The sequence below is a fragment of the Streptomyces sp. NPDC101219 genome, assembly GCF_044767675.1.
In the GTDB taxonomy this organism is placed as follows: domain Bacteria; phylum Actinomycetota; class Actinomycetes; order Streptomycetales; family Streptomycetaceae; genus Streptomyces.
Genome location: NZ_JBIWOK010000002.1, coordinates 574,729 through 593,097, shown reverse-complemented (window position 1 = coordinate 593,097; position 18,369 = coordinate 574,729). Strand labels below are relative to the sequence as shown.

The window sequence follows — 18,369 nt, the reverse complement described above, 5'->3', positions numbered from 1 at the left end:
GGGCGGGCCGGACAGAACGCGGGCCACTGGGCATACAGCCGTTGTTTGTACGGGCTGGTCGCCTACACAGTGTGCAGGCGTGCGGACACACTGAGTGGCGCTCCGGAACACTGGACGGCGATCGAGGGCGACCCGAACGGCCAATGGGGCTGGCTCCCCGACGCCGAGGACATCACTGAGGCGTTCGCCGACCTTCTCACCGTGGAAAGGAAGGGCCGTTCGTGACGCTGCCCGCCGACCTCGAAACCGATGCCGCACGCCTGCGTGCGGTCATGGCGGAGGACCTCGCCGTAGGCGGGTCGCTGGACGATCCGGCCTGGCGGGCGGCCGTCGAGACGGTGCCCCGGCACCGGTTCGTGCCCGGTTTCTACCTGCCCGGTGAGGAGTGCGACGGGCAGGGGCTGACCCGGTGGCAGCCGGTCACCGCCGCGCTCGATCGCGGGCGCTGGCTGGCCGCCGCGTACTCCGACACCACGCTTATCACGCAGTTCGACGGCGACGAACCCGACTGGGAGCATCCGGCCGACCGGCACGGCGGAGCCCCGACCTCGTCCTCCACGCTCCCGTCGCTCGTGGTGCGGATGTGGGCCGACGCCGAAGTCCGGGAGGGGCACACGGTGCTGGAGATCGGCACGGGGACCGGGTACTCGACCGCGCTCGCCTGCGAACGGCTCGGGTCGGCCGGTGTGACGAGCATCGAGGTGGATCCGCGCCGGCTGGAACGCGCCGCGAGCGCGCTGCACGGCTGCGGTTACGCGCCCACCCTCGCGGTCGCCGACGGACTGTACGGGTACTGGCCCGAGGCCCCGTTCGACCGGATCGTCGCCGCCTGCTCCTTCCGCGCCGTGCCCCCGGCTCTGCTCGCCCAGACCCGGCCGGGCGGGAAGATCCTGCTGACACTCTCCGGCTGGCTGTACGGGTACGCCCGCGTCCTGCTCGCCGTCGCCGGGGACGGCACCGCCGAGGGGCACCTGCTCGGCGGCACGGTCTCCTTCATGGCGGCGCGCACGCACGCGGCGCCGGCCTTCGGCAACCCCGCCCACTGGGCCGCAGAACTGCCGGAGGAGTCTCGCGTCGCCCGGCATGCCCCCGAGCGGATCACCACCGCGACCGAGGAAGCCTTCTCCTTGCGATTCCTCGCGCAGTGCGCAGTGCCCGACGCCCAGTTGTCCGCTCGCGGTGATGTCGTGCAGCTCGTCGACGTGGTGAGCGGGTCGGCCGCTGAGCTGGCGTCGGACGGAGACGGTGGTTGGCGGGTGCGGGAGGGAGGGCGCGTCCGGTTGTGGGAACGGGTCGAGTCGATGCTCGATGCCCATGACACGGCGGGGCGGCCGGGGCTGGAGACCTTCACCCTGTGCGTGCGCGATCGTCAACAGCGCGTGCGTCACCCGGACATGCCCTGCCTTCCCTTGTCCCCCTGAGGGGCGCTCGGGACGCGGCCGGGCAGCGTCCGCCCGCCCGGGCTGATCACCTTCACAGCGGGCGCGTGTCTGGGCACGGTGAGTGACATGAAGCGAGAGATCACCGCAGCGTCATCCGTCCCGCACCTGCACTACTCCGTGCCCCTCTCCGCCACCCGTCGGGGTGCTCGCCTGGCCCGCCTGCTTGCCGCCGAGCGACTGGAGTGCTGGGGGCTTCCGTTGGACCCGGCGCGGCTGATCGTCGCCGAACTCGCGGCGAACGCGGCCCGGCACGGACGCGTACCGGGGCGAGGCTTCCGGCTGGCGCTCACCGTGACCGCGTGCGGGGTGCTGCGCATCGAGGTGACCGACCCTCGGGGCGAGAGCGTGCCGGTACGCGGGGGCGCCGTACCGCAGCCCGGTGAGTCGGGTTACGGGCTGTTGCTGGTCGAGGAGGAGGCCGAGGACTGGGGCGTGCTGCCGGGGCCGTTCCCGTGCAAGACGGTGTGGGCCGAGCTGAGGCTCGGCCCCCTTCGGTGACCTCAGCGGCAGAGTGAGTCGATGTGTTCGGAGAAGTCCGGGAACTCGGCCTGGGCCTCGGTGACGATCGTGGTGGCCGGGCGGCGCGGGGTGGTGGCGTGGCGGGTGGCGAGGTCCGTGAGGGGGGCGGCGTTGGGGCGGGGGCCGGTGTCGCCGAACTGGACGACCTCCAGGGGGCCGACGCCGTCGGCGAGGACCCAGAGGAAGTCGGACAGGCTGCCGGCGATGACGCCGCGCTCGCCCTCCGAGCCGAGGAAGACCACCGGCTGCTCGGCGAGGGGCCGGCCGGGACGCGCGTACCAGAGGGCGGCGGTGCCGCCGGTGCCGTCCTGGCCGAAGAACCGGTAGGCGTCACCGTCGAGTTCGGGGTTGCCGGTCCACTGGCGGAGCCAGTGCGTGGTCTCCTCGGCGGAGCTGAAGGCGTCGTAGGGCTCGAAGTCGATGCCCTCGCCGTCGGCGTAGTCGACGCCGACGCGGGCCAGGTCCGCGAGGGCGGGCGGGAAGCGGCGGTCGTCGCCGTGGATCTCGGTCACGTCGGCACCGTAACCGGCCGCACTGACATCCGGTCGTCGCGGACACCTGTTCGGCCGACTCGGCACCGGTGCCCGGAGATCCGGGCTCCGGCAGGACGGGCGGCCGGGGCCGCGGGCGGTAAAAGACTTAAGAACCCAGGGAAATAACCAACCAACCCAACCAAACCTCGCGTAGATCACTCGGCTGGGTGAAACCGGCCGAAGTGGCTGGCGCGGCGGCGGGTCGGGCGGGCAGTCTCGGCACGAGCGGCGCCGACCCAACTCAGCGCTCCCACAAGCCCGTACATGAATCGGCCCCCGCAGGGACTAGCACTCCCAAGGCGAGGGCCTAACCAACAAGGAAGAAGGCCCTTCCCCATGGCTGAACAGAAGCCTAACCCTGCCCCGCGCCCGAATCAGGGCCTTCGCCGATCCACCACCCACTCCGGTGTCATCCACGTACGCACGTACCAGTCCGGCCAGTACGTGCTGATCGGCAACCACCTCGCCCAGCACCACGCGTTGTCGCTGACCGCGATCGGACTGGCCGCCCACATCCTGTCGGTGCCCGAGGGCACCCTCGTCGACATCCGCAGCCTCACCCTGCGCTTCCCCGAGGGGCGGGACCGGATCGCCGTCGCGCTGCGGGAGTTGGAGGAGCACGGCTACCTGCGGCGGGTGCGGGAGCACACCCGCGAGGGGCGCCTGGTGACGCGGACGTACGCCCATCATCTGCCGTGCCAGCAGCCGCAGAAGGCCGCCTCCGTGTCCGGGGCGGTGCGCCCGAGGGCCGTGCCTTCCGCGGTGGTGCACGCTGCCGACGAGGTGCAGGAACCCTCCCCGGAGGGTGATCAGCCCGCGGAGCGGCCGGCGGACGTTCCGGTTGCGGCCCCTGCTCCGGTCGAGCCCCCTGCTCCGGTCGAGCCCCCTGCTCCGGTCGAGCCCCCTGCTCCGGTCGGGTCCGGTGCATCGGAGACTCCGGTGCCCGAGCCACAGCCGGAGCCGGATCCGCGGCACGAGGAGGCGGCCTGCCTGCTCTCCGGGCTGCGCCGGACCGACGAACGTCTCACGCTGTCCGCGCGGGACGTGAACAGACTGGCCCCGAGTGTCGTCGCCTGGCTCGAACGAGGGGCCAGCCCGGCCGCCGTGCACCGCACACTGACCGCAGACCTTCCCCTCAACCTCAAACACCCGGCGGGCGTCATCGCCTACCGGTTGCGGGAACTGCTGCCGCCCCCACTGCCCCCGGCGCCCGCCGCCCCACGCGTGACGGTGGCGGCAGGGGTCCGCCGCCCGGACCCCTTCCAGGACTGCGACGGCTGCGAGCGGGTCTTCCGGTCGGCGGAACCGGGGCGGTGCCGTGACTGCCGGTACGGGGTGAGGGAGGGGGACGGGATCGCGTGCGCGGCCTGAGCGGGCGCGTTCCGGTGACGCGTCACGCGGCAGGGCGGTGTTCCGGGCGCCGTTCCTGTACTTGCCGCATGGACCGAGCACGGGAGCGAGCAGCACTCGTCGCGCTGTTGCGACGCGGTGATCGCTCCTGGGCGGACCTCACGGACCAGATCGAAGCCGTGGGCAGTGCGTACGACGTCCTGGAGAACGCGCTCGACGCTTCCGGACAGGGTGCGCTCTTCGACACCGGCCCTTCGGCCGACCTCAGCGGAATCGCTGCTGAAATCGCTGCCTGGGAGCAGGAGGGGCTGCGACTGGTCACGGTCCTCGACGAGGACTATCCCCTCCTGCTGAGGCTGGTCCACCAGCGTCCGCCGTTCCTGTTCCTCCAGGGAACGTCCGTCGAGGACGACCCCCGCATCGCTGTTGTGGGGACCCGGACCCCGAGCCCCGACGGCGTCGCCCATGCCCGCGCGATCGCAGGGGGCCTCGCCCAGCGCGGCGTCACCGTGGTGAGCGGTCTCGCCGCCGGTATCGACACCGCAGCCCACGGGGCTGCCCTGGCCGTCGGCGGCCGTACGGTCGCGGTGGTCGGGACAGGTCTGCACCACGCCTACCCGGCCCAGAACGCACGGCTCCAACAGGAGATCGCCGAGCGCGGCCTGCTGATCTCCCAGTTCTGGCCGGACTCACCACCCTCAAAGATCTCTTTCCCTCTGCGCAACGCCGTGATGAGCGGCTACAGCCTGGCCACCGTCGTGATCGAGGCCGCTTACCGCAGCGGTGCCCGCATGCAGGCCCGCCTGGCCCTGGAACACGGCCGCCCGGTCTTTCTCATGCGGTCGCTCCTGACCCACGAGTGGGCGAGGGAATACGCCGCCAGGCCCAACACCACCGTCATCGACGGCCCTGAGGACGTCTTCGACCGGCTCGACTCCCTCGTCCCCGTCACGGGCGAGCTCACTTGGGCGTAATCGGGCGACCCGGATAGCAGCCGTCATCGGGCTGCCCGCCCGCTCAGCAGCTTCCTCGTCCACACGCTGCTGCCCGGCCCCGGCGCATGCCAGGTATGCGAGGGCTGGCCGGAACCGGCTACGACTCCAACCCGAACCGCGAAGAGCTGCGCGAGCGGCGGATCCTCCCGGTCGTCTCCCGCAAGGGCGCCCGGGACAACAAGGGCCTGGGCAAGCTCCGGTACGTCGTCGAGCAGACCTTCGCCCTGCTCCGCCAGTTCAAGGCCTCGCGGTCCGCTGGGAACGCCGCACCGAACTCCACGATGCCCTCGTCTCCCTGGCCTGCAGCCTGATCTGCTGGAGACGTCTCAAGAAAGCCCGATCATGATCGTGCTACGAGCTTTACGGGACAACACTTGGGGTCTGTTTATCGACTACTCCCCGAGAACAAGCCATTGGCTCGAAATAGAACACCGGCCAGCTGGTTTTGCGTTCTACTAAAAATCACTAACAAGAACCTCAGGTTTTCCTCAATCATGAGCGCGAGCGCTGTACAGGTGGGCACGACTCTTCGTAGGATCACATCACTCCCGAAGAGGGAATGCGCACTCGAAAAAGATTCATGGCGCAACCAATTGCCGGTTTCTAGACCCGGGGGGGTCTGTGAAATTCTCGATCCGACGATCTCTTTTCTCATCCGCTGCTCTTTCACTAGTCGTGGCGAGCGTGTCCGCAGGTACGTCAGCTCATGCGGCCGAGGTGGAACCGATGTCCGGCGAGGTTTTGATTTCGGCGGAAAACTCTACCGACTTAACAATGACCGTCGCCGCAGAGGCTGAGCTGACACAGTTTGTCGACCGGAATAGCGCCGACCTGGCTGCCACAACGGCTCGAAGCACCACCAACGATCTCAAGAAAAAGTATCGCGTATACAGGGTGGATCTGGAAAAAATCGAGCAGGCACTGGGGGGTTCCGGCGCTTGCGGAAAAGATACCGAAACACTCATCCTGCCGGGAAATGCGATGAAGATCAGATATGCCGCAAATGAAGATCTGCATCAGCAGCCCACGGACCCAGAAGCCGCGTCAACGCAAGTGGCTGCGGAGGCGGATTGCGAACCGGACCTCCTATGGGACGAGCCGACGTACGGTAGCGACACCGAGCAGGACGACCCGCCCCAGGAAGGAGCGTCCGCCCGGGCCGCCAACCGCCCGTACGCACAGATGATCGCTGGTGACTGTTTCACCCGAAAGAAGCAGCGCAAGAAATTCGCCGGCAACTCTTACTACACCAGCTGGAACGACAGCTGCTACAAGAATTACGTAGAAAGATACGACGGAAACCCGAAATGGAACTACTACTCCAAGTTCGCGAAGAGCACCTGCGGCGGAGTTGGGAAGTGGCGCCTCAAGTCCTGCGGGCACGGGGTGAAGAGAAACACGAGCGGCCCTGCCGTGCACTGGCTGGACTGGGCACCAAATGCAAGTCAGGATCGAAACGATTGCCGCTCACGCAGCGCCTCCGTGTCGCTGAAGAATATCACGGTTAGTCAAAGCTATGACGTGTGCGAGAAGCAGCTCATCTACAAGTATGCCGAAGCCGGTAAGATGAGCAGTTACTGGAGGGGGACCGCAACGTCCACCCGTGGAACTGCGCACCAGGTTTCTGTGTATGTGGGGCAAAAGGCTGGGCGTCCGAAATGGACGCATTGGACTAATTCTAACGCGAACCCGGTTTAAACCCCGTCGGCTTGACCGCCAATCTGAGGTGAGGGATGATTCGACCCAAGTACATAACGGCAGCGGTTGTCGCGCTTCTATCCTTCCTAGTCGGGTGCTCAGGTTCAAACGGCTCGCCATCGGCAGCTGAAAAGAGTGCCGGAACGCGAGTGGTCACTGAGGAAGAGGCGCGGCAGGTGCTCCAAAACGTTTCTGCCCAAGCCCCAGCGAGCAGTGCTCACGAGTTCTGCGGGAAGTTATCTCTGCAGCGTCAGGCGTGTGAAGACGCGTGGGAAGAGTCGGTCCGGGGTCGCTGCCTCGAGCCACAAGGTGCGCCACGGGTTGTGCGCAGTGCTGTTCTTCCGCACACCAAGAATACGGACGGCGGGCGCGTTCTCCTGGTCGAGGGGAAAACGGCCGGCGGGCAAAAGTACGTATCAGAGTTCCTCGTGACTGCACCGAGCGGTAAACCGGTGGCCTCTCTGGGGGTGTACTGGTCTGGTTGGGGTCTTGGTGACTCGCCGCTGGGCGAGGACAGTAAGCTGCTGCCCAAATCTGAGTGCAGGTAGCTTCCCTCGGCGGTGCTGCCCCGCGAGCGCGGGTTTGAGCCCAAGTACTCAAACCCGCGCCATCGCGACGGGTGCGCACCGTCCTTTTGAAGCTTGGGGGCAGGGCCCCGGGAAGAATCCCACTCACCCGCATTGATCATGGGGGATACGGCTTGGGCACTGACACATCCTTCCAGGCCACCTCTCAGCAAGCCAGGTCAGGTGTCACCTGTCCATGCAGCAGTCCCGGATAGCTGTGGCGCTTGGAGACGTTGCCGAACCGTGGTCAACGGGCGTCTGTTCCAGCGGGTGGGTGATCACCCGGCGGTACGCGGGTGAAGGCAGGGCCTCCCGCCGGCTCGGGGGTGCTGATCCCCGCTGCGAGCTGTGCCGGGAGGCTCTGCCGCCGTCCGTCGCCGTGGCCCGGGCGACGTCGCCCCGGTGAGGCCCGGCCGCCGACCGGCCGTCGGCAAAGGCACCGTCTTGGCGGGCGTAGCGTAGGTGGTATGACGACGTACGGATCCTTTCCCGGTACTCGGCCCCGGCGTCTGCGGACCACTCCGGCGATGCGTCGGATGGTCGCCGAGACCCGGCTGCACCCCGCCGACTTCATCCTCCCGGCCTTCGTGCGCGAGGGCGTGAGTGAGCCGGTGCCGATCGCGGCGATGCCGGGGGTCGTGCAGCACACGCGGGACAGCCTGAAGAAGGCGGCGGCGGAGGCCGTGGCGGCCGGGGTGTCCGGGATCATGCTGTTCGGGGTGCCGGAGGAGGCGAAGAAGGACGCCGTGGGCACGCCCGGGACCGACCCGGACGGGATTCTCCAGGTGGCCCTGCGGGACGTGCGGGCGGAGGTCGGGGACGAGCTGCTCGTCATGTCCGACCTGTGTCTCGACGAGACCACCGACCACGGGCACTGCGGGGTGCTGGACGAGCAGGGGCGGGTCGACAACGACGCCACGCTCGAGCGGTACGCCGAGATGGCGCAGGTCCAGGCCGACGCCGGCGCCCATGTGGTGGGGCCGAGCGGGATGATGGACGGGCAGATCGGCGTCATCCGCGACGCCCTCGACCAGATCGGCCGCGAGGACGTCGCGATCCTCGCCTACACCGCGAAGTACGCGTCCGCGTTCTACGGGCCGTTCCGTGAGGCCGTCGGGTCGTCCCTCAAGGGCGACCGCAAGACGTACCAGCAGGACCCGGCCAATGTGCGGGAGTCGATGCGCGAGCTGGCGCTGGACCTCGAAGAGGGCGCCGACATGGTGATGGTGAAGCCGGCCGGGCCCTACCTCGACATCCTGGCCCGGGTCGCCGACACGGTGGACGTGCCGGTCGCCGCCTACCAGATCTCGGGGGAGTACTCGATGATCGAGGCCGCCGCCGAGAAGGGCTGGATCGACCGCGACCGGGCCGTCCTGGAGGCGCTGACCGGCATCAAGCGGGCCGGGGCGCAGAACATCCTCACGTACTGGGCCACCGAGGCGGCCCGGATGCTGGAGCGCGGTCGGCAGTAGCCGCAGCGCGGGAAAAAGCGGTCAGTAGGTCAGGGCGTCCTCCTTCGACTGCTGCCAGTACGTCACGGTCAGCGAGCTGTCGTAGTACACGCCCTTGGCCGGGAGGGACGGGGTCGCCGCCGGCCCACCGTCGCTGTTCGGGGTGCGGCCCTGGAAGCCGACGGTCAGCCGGTGTCCGGTCGTGCCGCCGTCGCCGCTGCCGTCGGCGGCCGACAGGAGGACGCCCGCGTACGCCGCCTCGCCCGGGGCGAGGGTCACCACGGCCTGCGGCTTCGACTCCTCGATCGGGCGCGGCACCCACTGCATCTCGTCGAAGCGGAGGACCGGGTAGTAGGTCAGGTCGCAGACCTTCGAGCCGGTGTTCCGGACCGTGATCAGCAGGTGGTTGAGGGGGCGCGGGACCGGCTGGGCGGTGACGGCGGTGTTGGAGCCGTTGCAGGCGACGCGGGCCTTCGGGTCGAAGGGGTCCGTGGGCCGGTCCCCGCCCGCCGAGCGGTCGGAGCCCTTCGTGCGGTCGGCCGCGGGGGTCTTGTCGCCGCCCTTGTCCGTGCCGGCCTGGGCGGGCTGGTCCGGGGTGGTGGCCTCGGACCCGGCAGCGGGGCCGTCGCTGCTGTCCGTGCTCGCCGCCGGGGCCGTGGACGGGCGGGCCGCGCCCTCGTCCTTCGCGCCCGTCCCGTCCTGGCAGGCCGTCAGGGACAGGGTGGCGAGGGTGATTCCGGCGGCGGCGAGCAGGCGGATGCGGGACGTACGCATGGCGAATTCCTTGTCGTCAGACGGAGGTTCGGCGTGGCCGCTCCTCCGGTCGGCGGGAGCGGCGTGCTTGGATGACCAGAGCGTGCGGCGTGCTCCGTCCCGGCCGCCACCGCTGCGGGAGGATCCGGGACGCTGGAACGCCGGCACCGCCGTGACCTGGGGAAACGACCGTCCCCTGGAACGGTGGAACGGGACACGGGGGAGGGAGGAACGGTGCCGGAGGCCACGCCCGCGGTGGAGTTCGCCGCGCTTCTGCGGGAGTTGAAGGACCGGTCGGGGCTGAGCTACGGGGTGCTCGCCAAGCGGCTCCACATGAGCACGTCGACCCTGCACCGGTACTGCAACGGGGACGCCGTGCCGACCGACTACGCGCCGGTGGAGCGGATGGCCCGGTTGTGCAAGGCCGCTCCCGCCGAACTGGTCGAGCTGCACCGGCGGTGGGTGCTGGCGGACGCCACACGTGGGCGTCGGACCGAGCAGGCGACGGAGGTGCAGGCAGGGGAGCAGAAGGGGCCGGGACAGCCGGAGGGGCCGGCGCAGCCGGAGGGGCGGAGCGGGACTGCCGGGGCCGTCGGGGCCGTCGGGCCCGCCGAGGACTCCGAGTCCGCGGAGTCCTCCGAGCCCTCAGTGGCGGGCGGTGCCGTCTCCTCCCGGTCCGGTCCCGGACCCCGCCCCCGGCGCCGGACCCGTACGGCCGTTCTGGCCGGGGCCGCCGTGGCGGCCGTGCTGGTCGGGGTCGTGGCCGTGGTGGGTCCGCCGGGCGGCGGGACGGACGGTGACGGCCGTCGGGAGCAGGTCGGGGCCGCGGGGACCGGCGGCCCGGACGGCACGTCCACCTCGCCGACGGCCGGTACGCCGTCCGCGTCCGCCTCCGCCTCCCCGTCGGGTTCCCCGGGCGCGACGGACGAGGAGGCGAGCAGTCCGCCCGCCTCCGAGCCGGCCGCGCGGCCGGGCGGCCCGGCCGCGGACGACGCCGTGCCGCTCACCGTGCGCACCGAACCGTGCGCCTGGGAGAGCCCCTGCTCGCAGCGGTACCTGATCGCCGCGCCGCCGGGCAAGGTTCACCCGCCGCCGGTCGAGCAGGACGCGACGGCCTGGGTCGCCGCGGAGGGTGCCGTGTCGTCGGGGGAGCAGCTCGTGCGGCTCAGTGTGCAGGGGACCGGCCCGGAGACGGTGGTCGTGGAGGGCGTCGCCGTGCGCGTCGCGGGGAAGCGGGCGCCGCTGGCCTGGAATGACTACGCGATGGGCTATCCCGGCGTCGGCTGCGGCGGCAACGTGGCGACGCGGTCCTTCACGGTGGCCCTGGACGCCGCGCGGCCGTCCCTGACGCCCGAGTCCGGGCAACGGGACTTCCCCTTCAAGGTCAGCGAGTCCGACCCCGAGGTGTACTACATCACCGCCGACGCGTCCGCCTACGACGTGAGCTGGTACCTGGAGTTGAAGTGGTCCAGCGGCTCCCGCAGCGGCACGCTCGTCGTGAACGACAAGGGGCGCCCCTTCCGCACCAGCGGCAACAACGGGCGTCCGGCGTACGAGTTCCCGCTGGGTGGGGACGGGTGGGTGCCGGAGGGCACGACCGACCTCGGATAGGTGCCGGGCGCGGTACCCGGCCGTCCGGCCGCCGGCCCTCGTGCCCCCGGGAGGGGCGGGCAGCCGGAACGGATGTCAGCGGTGGCCGTGAGCGTGTAGACGCGGCCGGACCGGGTGCCGCCCGCGCCGGTGGCCTGACGGCGGGCGGCCCGCACTCCCGGGGGGTGCGGGCCGCTCGTGCGCCGTGGTCCGGCGGAGGGGTCAGAGGCGTTCCGGCGTGCGGATGCCCAGCAGGGCCATGCCCCGGTGGAGCGTGCGGGCCGTGAGGTCGCACAGGAACAGGCGGTTGGCGACCTGTTCCGGCGAATCGGCCTTCAGCACCGGGCACTTGTCGTAGAAGGCCGTGTACAGCGAGGCCAACTGGTACAGGTACGCGGCCAGCTTGTGCGGGGCGTACTCCGCGGCGGCCTCGAAGACCGTGTCGCCGAAGGCGTCCAGGTGCAGGCCCAGTGCGCGCTCGGCCTCGTGCAGCTCCAGCTCCGGGTGGGCGGCCGGGCGGACGTCGCCGGCCTTGCGGAGGATGGACTGGATGCGGGCGTAGGCGTACTGGAGGTAGACGGACGTGTCGCCGTTGAGCGAGACCATCTGGTCGAGGTCGAACTTGTAGTCGCGGTTCGGGGACGTCGACAGGTCGGCGTACTTCACGGCGCCGATGCCGACCTGCGCGGCCCGCTCCTGGATCTCGTCCTCGGTGAGGTCCCGCGCCTTCTCCCGGACGACCTCGGCGGCCCGCTGGACGGCCTCGTCCAGCAGGTCCTCCAGCCGCACCGTCTCGCCCTCACGGGTCTTGAAGGGCTTGCCGTCCGCGCCGAGCACCGTGCCGTAGCCCATGTTGTGGGCGGTGACGCCGTCGCTGAGCCAGCCGGCCCGGCGGGCGGTCTCGAAGACCATCTTGAAGTGCAGCGACTGGCGCACGTCGACGACGTACAGCAGGGTCGTCGCGTGCAGGTCCTGGACGCGGTTGCGGATCGCGGTCAGGTCGGAGGCCGCGTAGCCGAAGCCGCCGTCGGCCTTCTGCACGATCAGCGGCACGGGCTGGTCGTCCTTGCCGCGGATGTCGTCGAAGAACACCACCAGGGCGCCCTCGGAGCGGACCGCGACGCCCATCTCCTCCAGGAGCCGGGCCGTCTCCGGCATGCCCTCGTTGTATGCGGACTCGCCGACGATCTCCTCGTCGCGGACCTCCATGTCCAGCTTCTCGAAGACGGAGTAGAAGTAGACCTTCGACTCGTCCACGAACTGCTGCCACAGGTCGAGGGTCTCCCTGTCGCCGGACTGGAGGGCGACGACCCGCTTGCGGGCCCGCTCCTTGAACGCGTCGTCCGCGTCGAACAGCGCACGCGACGCCTTGTACACGCGGTCCAGGTTGCTCATGGCCTGCTCGCCGTCGACCTCGCCCGCGGGGGCCAGCTCGCCGGGGTGCTCGAACAGGTACTGGATGAGCATGCCGAACTGGGTGCCCCAGTCGCCGATGTGGTGCCGGCCGATGGTCTTCTCGCCGGTGAAGTCGAGCATGCTGCGCAGGGCGTCGCCGATGACCGCGGAGCGCAGGTGGCCGACGTGCATCTCCTTCGCCACGTTCGGCTGGGCGTAGTCGATGACGGTGACGCCCGGGTTCTCCTTCAGCGGCACGCCGAGACGCTCGCCGTCCGCGTGCCGCGCGGCGAGGTTCTCGGTGATCGCCCGGTCGGCGAGCGTGATGTTGAGGAAGCCGGGCCCGGACACCTCGACGTCCTTGATCAGGTCGCCGGTCGTGATCCGGCCGACGACCTCGGCCGCCAGCTCCCGCGGGTTCGCCTTCGCCTTCTTGGCGAGCGCCAGGATGCCGTTGGCCTGGAAGTCCGCCCGGTCGCTTCGGCGCAGCAGCGGGTCCGCGCCGGCGGCCTCCGGCCGGGTGGCCTGGAGGGCGGACGCGAGCTGCTGCTGGACGGAGTCGGTGAGGGACGTGACCGAGGCCATGGAGGCTGCCGTTCTGCTCGGGTTCTGTGACTTCTATGGAAGCCGAGTATCCCACGCGGTGAAAAGCGGTTTTCGCGGATGCGGGCCGTCCTGGGAGAATGGGGCGGCCGGGCGCGCGGAAGCGGCGGCCGGCTCAGGCGAGGACCGGGGCGACGTCGGGCAACACCCGCACACGCGAGCGAACCCCGAGAACTCCCGGAGAATCCCGAGACACCTCAGAAACCTAGGAAAGAGGACGTGCCGATCGTGGCTCAGAGCACCGAGACCACCGACTGGGTCTCCCGCTTCGCGGATGACGTCATCGCCGAGTCGGAGCGTCGGGCCCCGGGCAAACCGGTCGTCGTCGCGTCCGGGCTCTCCCCGTCGGGCCCCATCCACCTGGGCAACCTGCGGGAGGTCATGACCCCGCACCTCGTCGCCGACGAGATCCGCCGCCGGGGCCGCGAGGTCCGGCACCTGATCTCCTGGGACGACTACGACCGGTACCGCAAGGTCCCGGCCGGGGTCCCCGGTGTCGACGAGACGTGGGCGGAGCACATCGGCAAGCCGCTGACCTCCGTGCCCGCGCCGAAGGGCTCCCCGCACCCGAACTGGGCGGAGCACTTCAAGGCCGCCATGGTCGAGTCGCTCGCCGCGCTGGGCGTGGAGTTCGACGGCATCAGCCAGACGGAGCAGTACACCTCGGGCGCCTACCGCGAGCAGATCCTGCACGCCATGAAGCACCGCGGCGACATCGACGCCATCCTCGCCCAGTACCGCACCAAGAAGGCGCCGCCGAAGAAGCAGCAGCAGAAGCCGGTCGACGAGGCCGAGCTGGAGGCCGCCGAGGGCTCCGGCGCCGCCGCCGAGGACGACGGCAGCTCCGGCTCCGCGGGCTACTTCCCGTACAAGCCGTACTGCGGCAACTGCGAGAAGGACTTCACCACCGTCACCGCCTACGACGACGACTCCACCGAGCTGACCTACGCCTGCACCGCGTGCGGCTTCTCGGAGACGGTCCGGCTCAGCGAGTTCAACCGCGGCAAGCTGGTGTGGAAGGTCGACTGGCCGATGCGCTGGGCCTACGAGGGCGTGATCTTCGAGCCGAGCGGTGTCGACCACTCCTCGCCGGGCTCGTCGTTCCAGGTGGGCGGCCAGATCGTCGGGATCTTCGGCGCCGAGCAGCCGATCGGCCCGATGTACGCCTTCGTCGGCATCAGCGGCATGGCCAAGATGTCGTCGTCCAAGGGCGGCGTGCCCACCCCGGCCGACGCGCTGAGGATCATGGAGCCGCAGCTGCTGCGCTGGCTGTACGCCCGGCGCAAGCCCAACCAGTCCTTCAAGATCGCCTTCGACCAGGAGATCCAGCGGCTGTACGACGAGTGGGACCGGCTCGACGCCAAGGTCGCCGAGGGTGCCGCGCTGCCCGGTGACGTCGCCGCGCACGCCCGCGCCGTCGGCACCGCCGCCGGCGAGCTGCCCCGCACGCCCCGGCCCCTGCCGTACCGCACGCTGGCCTCCGTCGCCGACATCACCGCCGGCCACGAGGACCAGGCGCTGCGCATCCTGAACGACCTCGACCCGGCCCGCCCGCTGGCCTCGCTCGACGAGGCCCGTCCGCGCTACGACCGGGCCGAGGAGTGGATCAACACCCACGTGTCCGCCGACCAGCGCACCATCGTCCGCTCGGAGCCCGACGGCGAGCTGCTGAAGTCGCTCGACGAGCAGGCCCGGCAGTCCCTGCGGCTGCTGCTGGACGGCCTCGCCGACCACTGGTCCCTGGACGGGCTGACCCACCTCGTGTACGGGGTGCCCAAGGTCCAGGCCGGGTTCTCCGCCGACGCCACGCCGAAGGAGCTGCCGCCGGAGATCAAGACCGCCCAGCGGTCGTTCTTCGCGCTGCTCTACCACCTGCTCGTGGGCCGCGACACCGGCCCGCGTCTGCCCACGCTGCTGCTGGCGGTGGGCCAGGAGCGGGTGCGGGCGCTGCTCGGCGAGTAGGCCGGGGAGCGGGCGGGGGACGGCCGTCCCCCGCGGGTCCGCGTACGACGAGGAGGGGGCGTCCGGTGCCGAACCGGGCGCCCCCTCCTCGTGCCGTCGCGGTGCGGGTCAGGCGATGTGGTTCTCCTCCAGCTCCGCGTTGAAGCGGTTGGAGAAGCGGGTCACCATGCGCTTGGCCTCGGCGTCCTTCAGCGGCGTTCCGTAGGTCGCCTCGATGTTCTCGCCGAACTCGCGCGGGGTGGGGAAGCTGTCGTGGATCGACTGCTTGAAGACCTGGTACAGGGCCTCCTCGTCCGGCGCCTGCTCCTGCGGCTGCCGGGGCCCGGGAACCGTATGCGGTTCCGGGGCCTCCTGGGGAGCGCCGCCCTCGCCCAGCTCACGGGTGCGCCCGCCCGGCACGACCGGGATCGGGAAGCTGCCCGTCTCCTCCGGCGAGGGCTCCTGGAGCGGGGGCTCCTCCTCGTACTGGTCCCGGTACTGGTCGGCCTGCTGCTGCTCCTCGTACCACGAGGCGTACTGCTCGGCCGGGTCGTACGTCGGGTCGTAGCCGCCCTGGTACTCGATGTGCCGGGGGGTGTTGAACCACGGGCTCTGGTCCTCGCCGTCGGGCCCCTGAGGCCCCTGCGGGCCGCCGGGGTACGCGGGGCCGCCGGGCCCGCCCGGGTACGTACGGCCGTTGCCGCCCCGCGCGGGCTGCCCGGGGTGGCCCGCCGCCGTCGCGCCGTCCGGTCCCGGGCCCGCGCGGTGGCCCTCCAGCTCCAGGCGCTGTTCGGCGGGGGCCGACGGGGCGGCGCCCACCTGCGCCGGGCCCGCCGTCCGGCCCACCGCGGTCACCTCCGGCTGGGGCGCCGGCGGGATCAGCACCGGCTCGATACCGGCCGCCGCGAGGCCCGCCGGGGCGGTCTCGGCGAGCGGGACGCCGTACTTGGCGAGCCGCAGCGGCATCAGGGACTCCACCGGGGCCTTGCGTCGCCAGGCGCGGCCGAAGCGGGACCGCAGCCGGGCCTGGTAGACCAGCCGCTCCTGCTCCAGCTTGATCACCTGCTCGTAGGAGCGCAGCTCCCACAGCTTCATCCGGCGCCACAGCAGGAAGGTGGGCACCGGCGAGAGCATCCACCGGGTGAGGCGGACGCCCTCCATGTGCTTGTCGGCGGTGATGTCGGCGATCCGGCCGATCGCGTGCCGTGCCGCCTCCACCGAGACGACGAACAGCACCGGGATGACGCCGTGCATCCCCACACCGAGCGGATCCGGCCAGGCCGCCGCGCCGTTGAAGGCGATGGTCGCGGCCGTCAGCAGCCACGCCGTCTGCCGCAGCAGCGGGAACGGGATGCGGATCCACGTCAGCAGCAGGTCCAGGGCGAGCAGGACGCAGATACCGGCGTCGATGCCGATCGGGAAGACGTAACTGAAGTCCCCGAAGCCCTTTTTCAGGGCCAGCTCACGGACCGCCGCGTACGAACCGGCGAAGCCGATCCCGGCGATGACGACCGCACCGGTGACGACCACGCCGATGAGTATGCGGTGCGTCCGTGTCAGCTGCATTGGCGCGGCCACCCGTACTCCCCTCCCTTTGCGTCTTGTTGCGCGCAACAGAGTGGCACATGTGTGCGGGAGACGGGTGGCCGGTTCCGCTTCATCGCGGGATCCGTCCCCGGATCAGTCCTTGCCGGACGCCTTCGAGGGGGACGCGGACGCGGACGGGGAGTCCGGCGCGGGCGCGTCCTTGCCGTTGGCCTCGACCACCGAGTCGACCGCTTCCGCGGCCGCCTTCTGCGCCTTCTTCATCAGGCCGTCGGCGTCCGGGGTCTTCTCCCCGGCGAGACCGGCACCGTTGTAGTCGAGCGTGACCACCACGTTCTCGGCGCGGACCACGATCGTCTGCTGCGCGAAGGTGCCTTCCTTCTTCTTCAGCTCGTAGCGCACGGCGGTCGCCTCGTCGCCCGCGCTCTTCACCGGCTCGGACTTGGTGCCCTTCGCGCCCTCGGCGGACTGCGCGTCGCCGACCTGCTTGTCGTAGTACTCCTTGGCCAGTTCGTCGCCCGCGCCGCGCGCGACGTCCGACTCGAAGCGCAGCAGCGACACGTTCAGCCAGCGGAACTGCGAGCCCTTGACGCCGTTGTTGTCGAGGCTGCTCCAGGAGCAGCCGGCGCGCCGCTCGATGTCGTCGGAGGTGCCCTCCTTGCCCGACTTCGCCTTCGGGACCAGGTCGTCGAGGGTCTTCTTCGACAGGACCTCGCACGCCTCCGGAGGAAGCCGCTCGAACGCCGCCGCCCGCACCGTCGGGGACGGGGCGGCGGACGCCGACGCGGAGGCGTCCGACGCCTTCTGGTCCTTGCCGCCGTCGGAGCCGGAGTCCGAGGAACAGCCGGCGGCGACCAGCATCACGGGGACGGCCGCGGCGGCCACCAGGACCCGGGGCAGGCGCCGCGCTCTCGCGGTCCGCCTGGACGCCGTGGGTGCTCCTCCCAGGTCGCGCTGGTCTCGCTGTACTCGTCGCTGCATGGTTCCTTCACTCATGACGCTCGTGTTCCCTGCGGTCCGGATCGGGGTCCGAGGGGTCACGGTACGCGGTGCGCCCCTGGCGTGGTCCTGCTTCACGCGGTTCGCTGGACGCGGTGAGGGGAGCCCGAACGGGGGTCAGCCGCCCAGGGAATCGGCCAGCCGGGAGGCCAGTTCCCTGGCCCTGTCCTGCATTTCCTCGCTGTCCGGCACCACGCCGACGGCGGCCGGCTGCTCCGCGTACTGGATGGTCACGATGACGTTGGACGTGCGGAACGCCACAGTCACCGTCCGCTCCTTGGCCGTCGAACCGGAGCTGCTCAGCTGGTCGTCGAGGAACGCCTCCTCGCCCAGGTCGTCCAGCACCCGCGGCTGCAGGGCGGCGTCCGGCGCCGAGGAGGACGAAGCGGACGAGGACGGGGAAGAGGAGGACGAAGGGGAGGAAGAGGAGGAGGGGGACGAACCGGGGTCCGAGGAGGAGCCGGTGCCGGCCGTGCCGGAACCGGTGGCCGTCGGCTCCGGCAGCTGGGCCGCCTCCCGCTTCGCCGCGAACAGCGTCTCGGCCTGGCTGTCGTCGCTGACGCTGTTGTCGTAGGAGACGATCCGCTCGAAGTCGACCATCAGGTGGTCCGTGGCGTCGGCGGACTCCACCTTCCAACGGCAGCCCACCTTGCGGTCGGTGTCGTAGGTCAGGGTCGCCTCGCCCGCGTACGCCTTCCGGCGCCGGCCTTCGTCGGTCAACTCGGCCAGGCCCGGCAGCAGTTCCTCGAGGGCCTTGTCGCCGACCGCGCCGCACGGCTCCGGCAGCGTGGCGTACTTGCCGGGCTGGGCCGCCTGCGACGCCGTGCCCGGCTCACCGGGGTTGGAATTGTCGGACTGCGCCCCGTCGCCCGAGCTGCCGGTGCACCCGGCCAGCAGTGCCGCGAGCAGTGCGGCGACGCCGGAAACGTAGGCCCTGCGCTGCACGGTCGGGCTCCTCTCGGGTGGGGACGCGGGCCCGGGCCCGCGTG

Annotated in this window: 15 protein-coding genes; 9 read left to right on the top strand and 6 right to left on the bottom strand. The window is 70.7% G+C overall.

Features of this window, described 5'->3' with window-relative positions; genetic code table 11:
• Positions 1-221: 221 nt before the first annotated feature.
• Both tgmC and ACIRPP_RS05970 read left to right on the top strand, forming a co-directional pair.
• Positions 222-1,421, top strand: a complete 1,200-nt coding sequence (gene tgmC, locus ACIRPP_RS05975; protein WP_403638270.1) for an ATP-grasp peptide maturase system methyltransferase — start codon at positions 222-224, stop codon at positions 1,419-1,421.
• An 87-nt stretch (positions 1,422-1,508) separates the two neighbouring features.
• On the top strand, positions 1,509-1,940 hold the full coding sequence (locus ACIRPP_RS05970; protein WP_403638268.1) for an ATP-binding protein: 432 nt from the start codon (positions 1,509-1,511) through the stop codon (positions 1,938-1,940).
• Between the two features lie 2 nt (positions 1,941-1,942).
• On the opposite strand, the gene ACIRPP_RS05965 is transcribed toward ACIRPP_RS05970, so the two are convergent.
• Positions 1,943-2,473 (bottom strand): SMI1/KNR4 family protein, encoded by a 531-nt coding sequence (locus tag ACIRPP_RS05965; protein WP_403638266.1) that lies wholly within the window; start codon positions 2,471-2,473, stop codon positions 1,943-1,945.
• Between the two features lie 357 nt (positions 2,474-2,830).
• Between ACIRPP_RS05965 and ACIRPP_RS05960 the strand changes: the two genes are divergently transcribed.
• From ACIRPP_RS05960 to hemB, 5 genes are all read left to right on the top strand, one after another.
• Positions 2,831-3,865 (top strand): helix-turn-helix domain-containing protein, encoded by a 1,035-nt coding sequence (locus tag ACIRPP_RS05960; protein WP_403638265.1) that lies wholly within the window; start codon positions 2,831-2,833, stop codon positions 3,863-3,865.
• A 68-nt stretch (positions 3,866-3,933) separates the two neighbouring features.
• On the top strand, positions 3,934-4,818 hold the full coding sequence (locus ACIRPP_RS05955) for a DNA-processing protein DprA (protein ID WP_403638263.1): 885 nt from the start codon (positions 3,934-3,936) through the stop codon (positions 4,816-4,818).
• Positions 4,819-4,904: 86 nt separating this feature from the next.
• Positions 4,905-5,150, top strand: a complete 246-nt coding sequence (locus ACIRPP_RS05950) for a hypothetical protein (RefSeq protein ID WP_403638262.1) — start codon at positions 4,905-4,907, stop codon at positions 5,148-5,150.
• Positions 5,151-5,565: 415 nt separating this feature from the next.
• Complete coding sequence (locus tag ACIRPP_RS05945; RefSeq protein WP_403638260.1) at positions 5,566-6,537, top strand: hypothetical protein; 972 nt, start codon at positions 5,566-5,568, stop codon at positions 6,535-6,537.
• Positions 6,538-7,570: 1,033 nt separating this feature from the next.
• Positions 7,571-8,575, top strand: a complete 1,005-nt coding sequence (gene hemB, locus ACIRPP_RS05940; RefSeq protein ID WP_403638258.1) for a porphobilinogen synthase — start codon at positions 7,571-7,573, stop codon at positions 8,573-8,575.
• A gap of 21 nt (positions 8,576-8,596) precedes the next feature.
• Here the strand turns inward: hemB and ACIRPP_RS05935 are convergent, their stop codons facing one another.
• The gene (locus ACIRPP_RS05935; RefSeq protein WP_403638256.1) at positions 8,597-9,328 is read right to left on the bottom strand and encodes a DUF4232 domain-containing protein; all 732 of its coding nucleotides are present in this window, start codon (positions 9,326-9,328) and stop codon (positions 8,597-8,599) included.
• A 213-nt stretch (positions 9,329-9,541) separates the two neighbouring features.
• Between ACIRPP_RS05935 and ACIRPP_RS05930 the strand changes: the two genes are divergently transcribed.
• A complete protein-coding gene (locus ACIRPP_RS05930) occupies positions 9,542-10,918 on the top strand; it encodes a helix-turn-helix domain-containing protein (RefSeq protein ID WP_403638254.1) in 1,377 nt (458 codons plus the stop codon).
• A 201-nt stretch (positions 10,919-11,119) separates the two neighbouring features.
• On the opposite strand, the gene argS is transcribed toward ACIRPP_RS05930, so the two are convergent.
• Positions 11,120-12,877, bottom strand: coding sequence for an arginine--tRNA ligase (argS, locus tag ACIRPP_RS05925; protein ID WP_403638252.1), 1,758 nt, complete (start codon positions 12,875-12,877; stop codon positions 11,120-11,122).
• Positions 12,878-13,114: 237 nt separating this feature from the next.
• Between argS and lysS the strand changes: the two genes are divergently transcribed.
• Positions 13,115-14,857, top strand: coding sequence for a lysine--tRNA ligase (gene lysS / locus ACIRPP_RS05920; protein ID WP_403638250.1), 1,743 nt, complete (start codon positions 13,115-13,117; stop codon positions 14,855-14,857).
• A gap of 108 nt (positions 14,858-14,965) precedes the next feature.
• On the opposite strand, the gene ACIRPP_RS05915 is transcribed toward lysS, so the two are convergent.
• The 3 genes from ACIRPP_RS05915 to ACIRPP_RS05905 form a co-directional block, all read right to left on the bottom strand.
• Positions 14,966-16,414 (bottom strand): DUF2637 domain-containing protein, encoded by a 1,449-nt coding sequence (locus tag ACIRPP_RS05915; protein ID WP_403638248.1) that lies wholly within the window; start codon positions 16,412-16,414, stop codon positions 14,966-14,968.
• 102 nt (positions 16,415-16,516) lie between these two features.
• A complete protein-coding gene (locus ACIRPP_RS05910; protein WP_403638246.1) occupies positions 16,517-17,377 on the bottom strand; it encodes a DUF3558 domain-containing protein in 861 nt (286 codons plus the stop codon).
• 120 nt (positions 17,378-17,497) lie between these two features.
• The gene (locus ACIRPP_RS05905; RefSeq protein ID WP_403638244.1) at positions 17,498-18,325 is read right to left on the bottom strand and encodes a DUF3558 domain-containing protein; all 828 of its coding nucleotides are present in this window, start codon (positions 18,323-18,325) and stop codon (positions 17,498-17,500) included.
• Positions 18,326-18,369 lie beyond the last annotated feature (44 nt).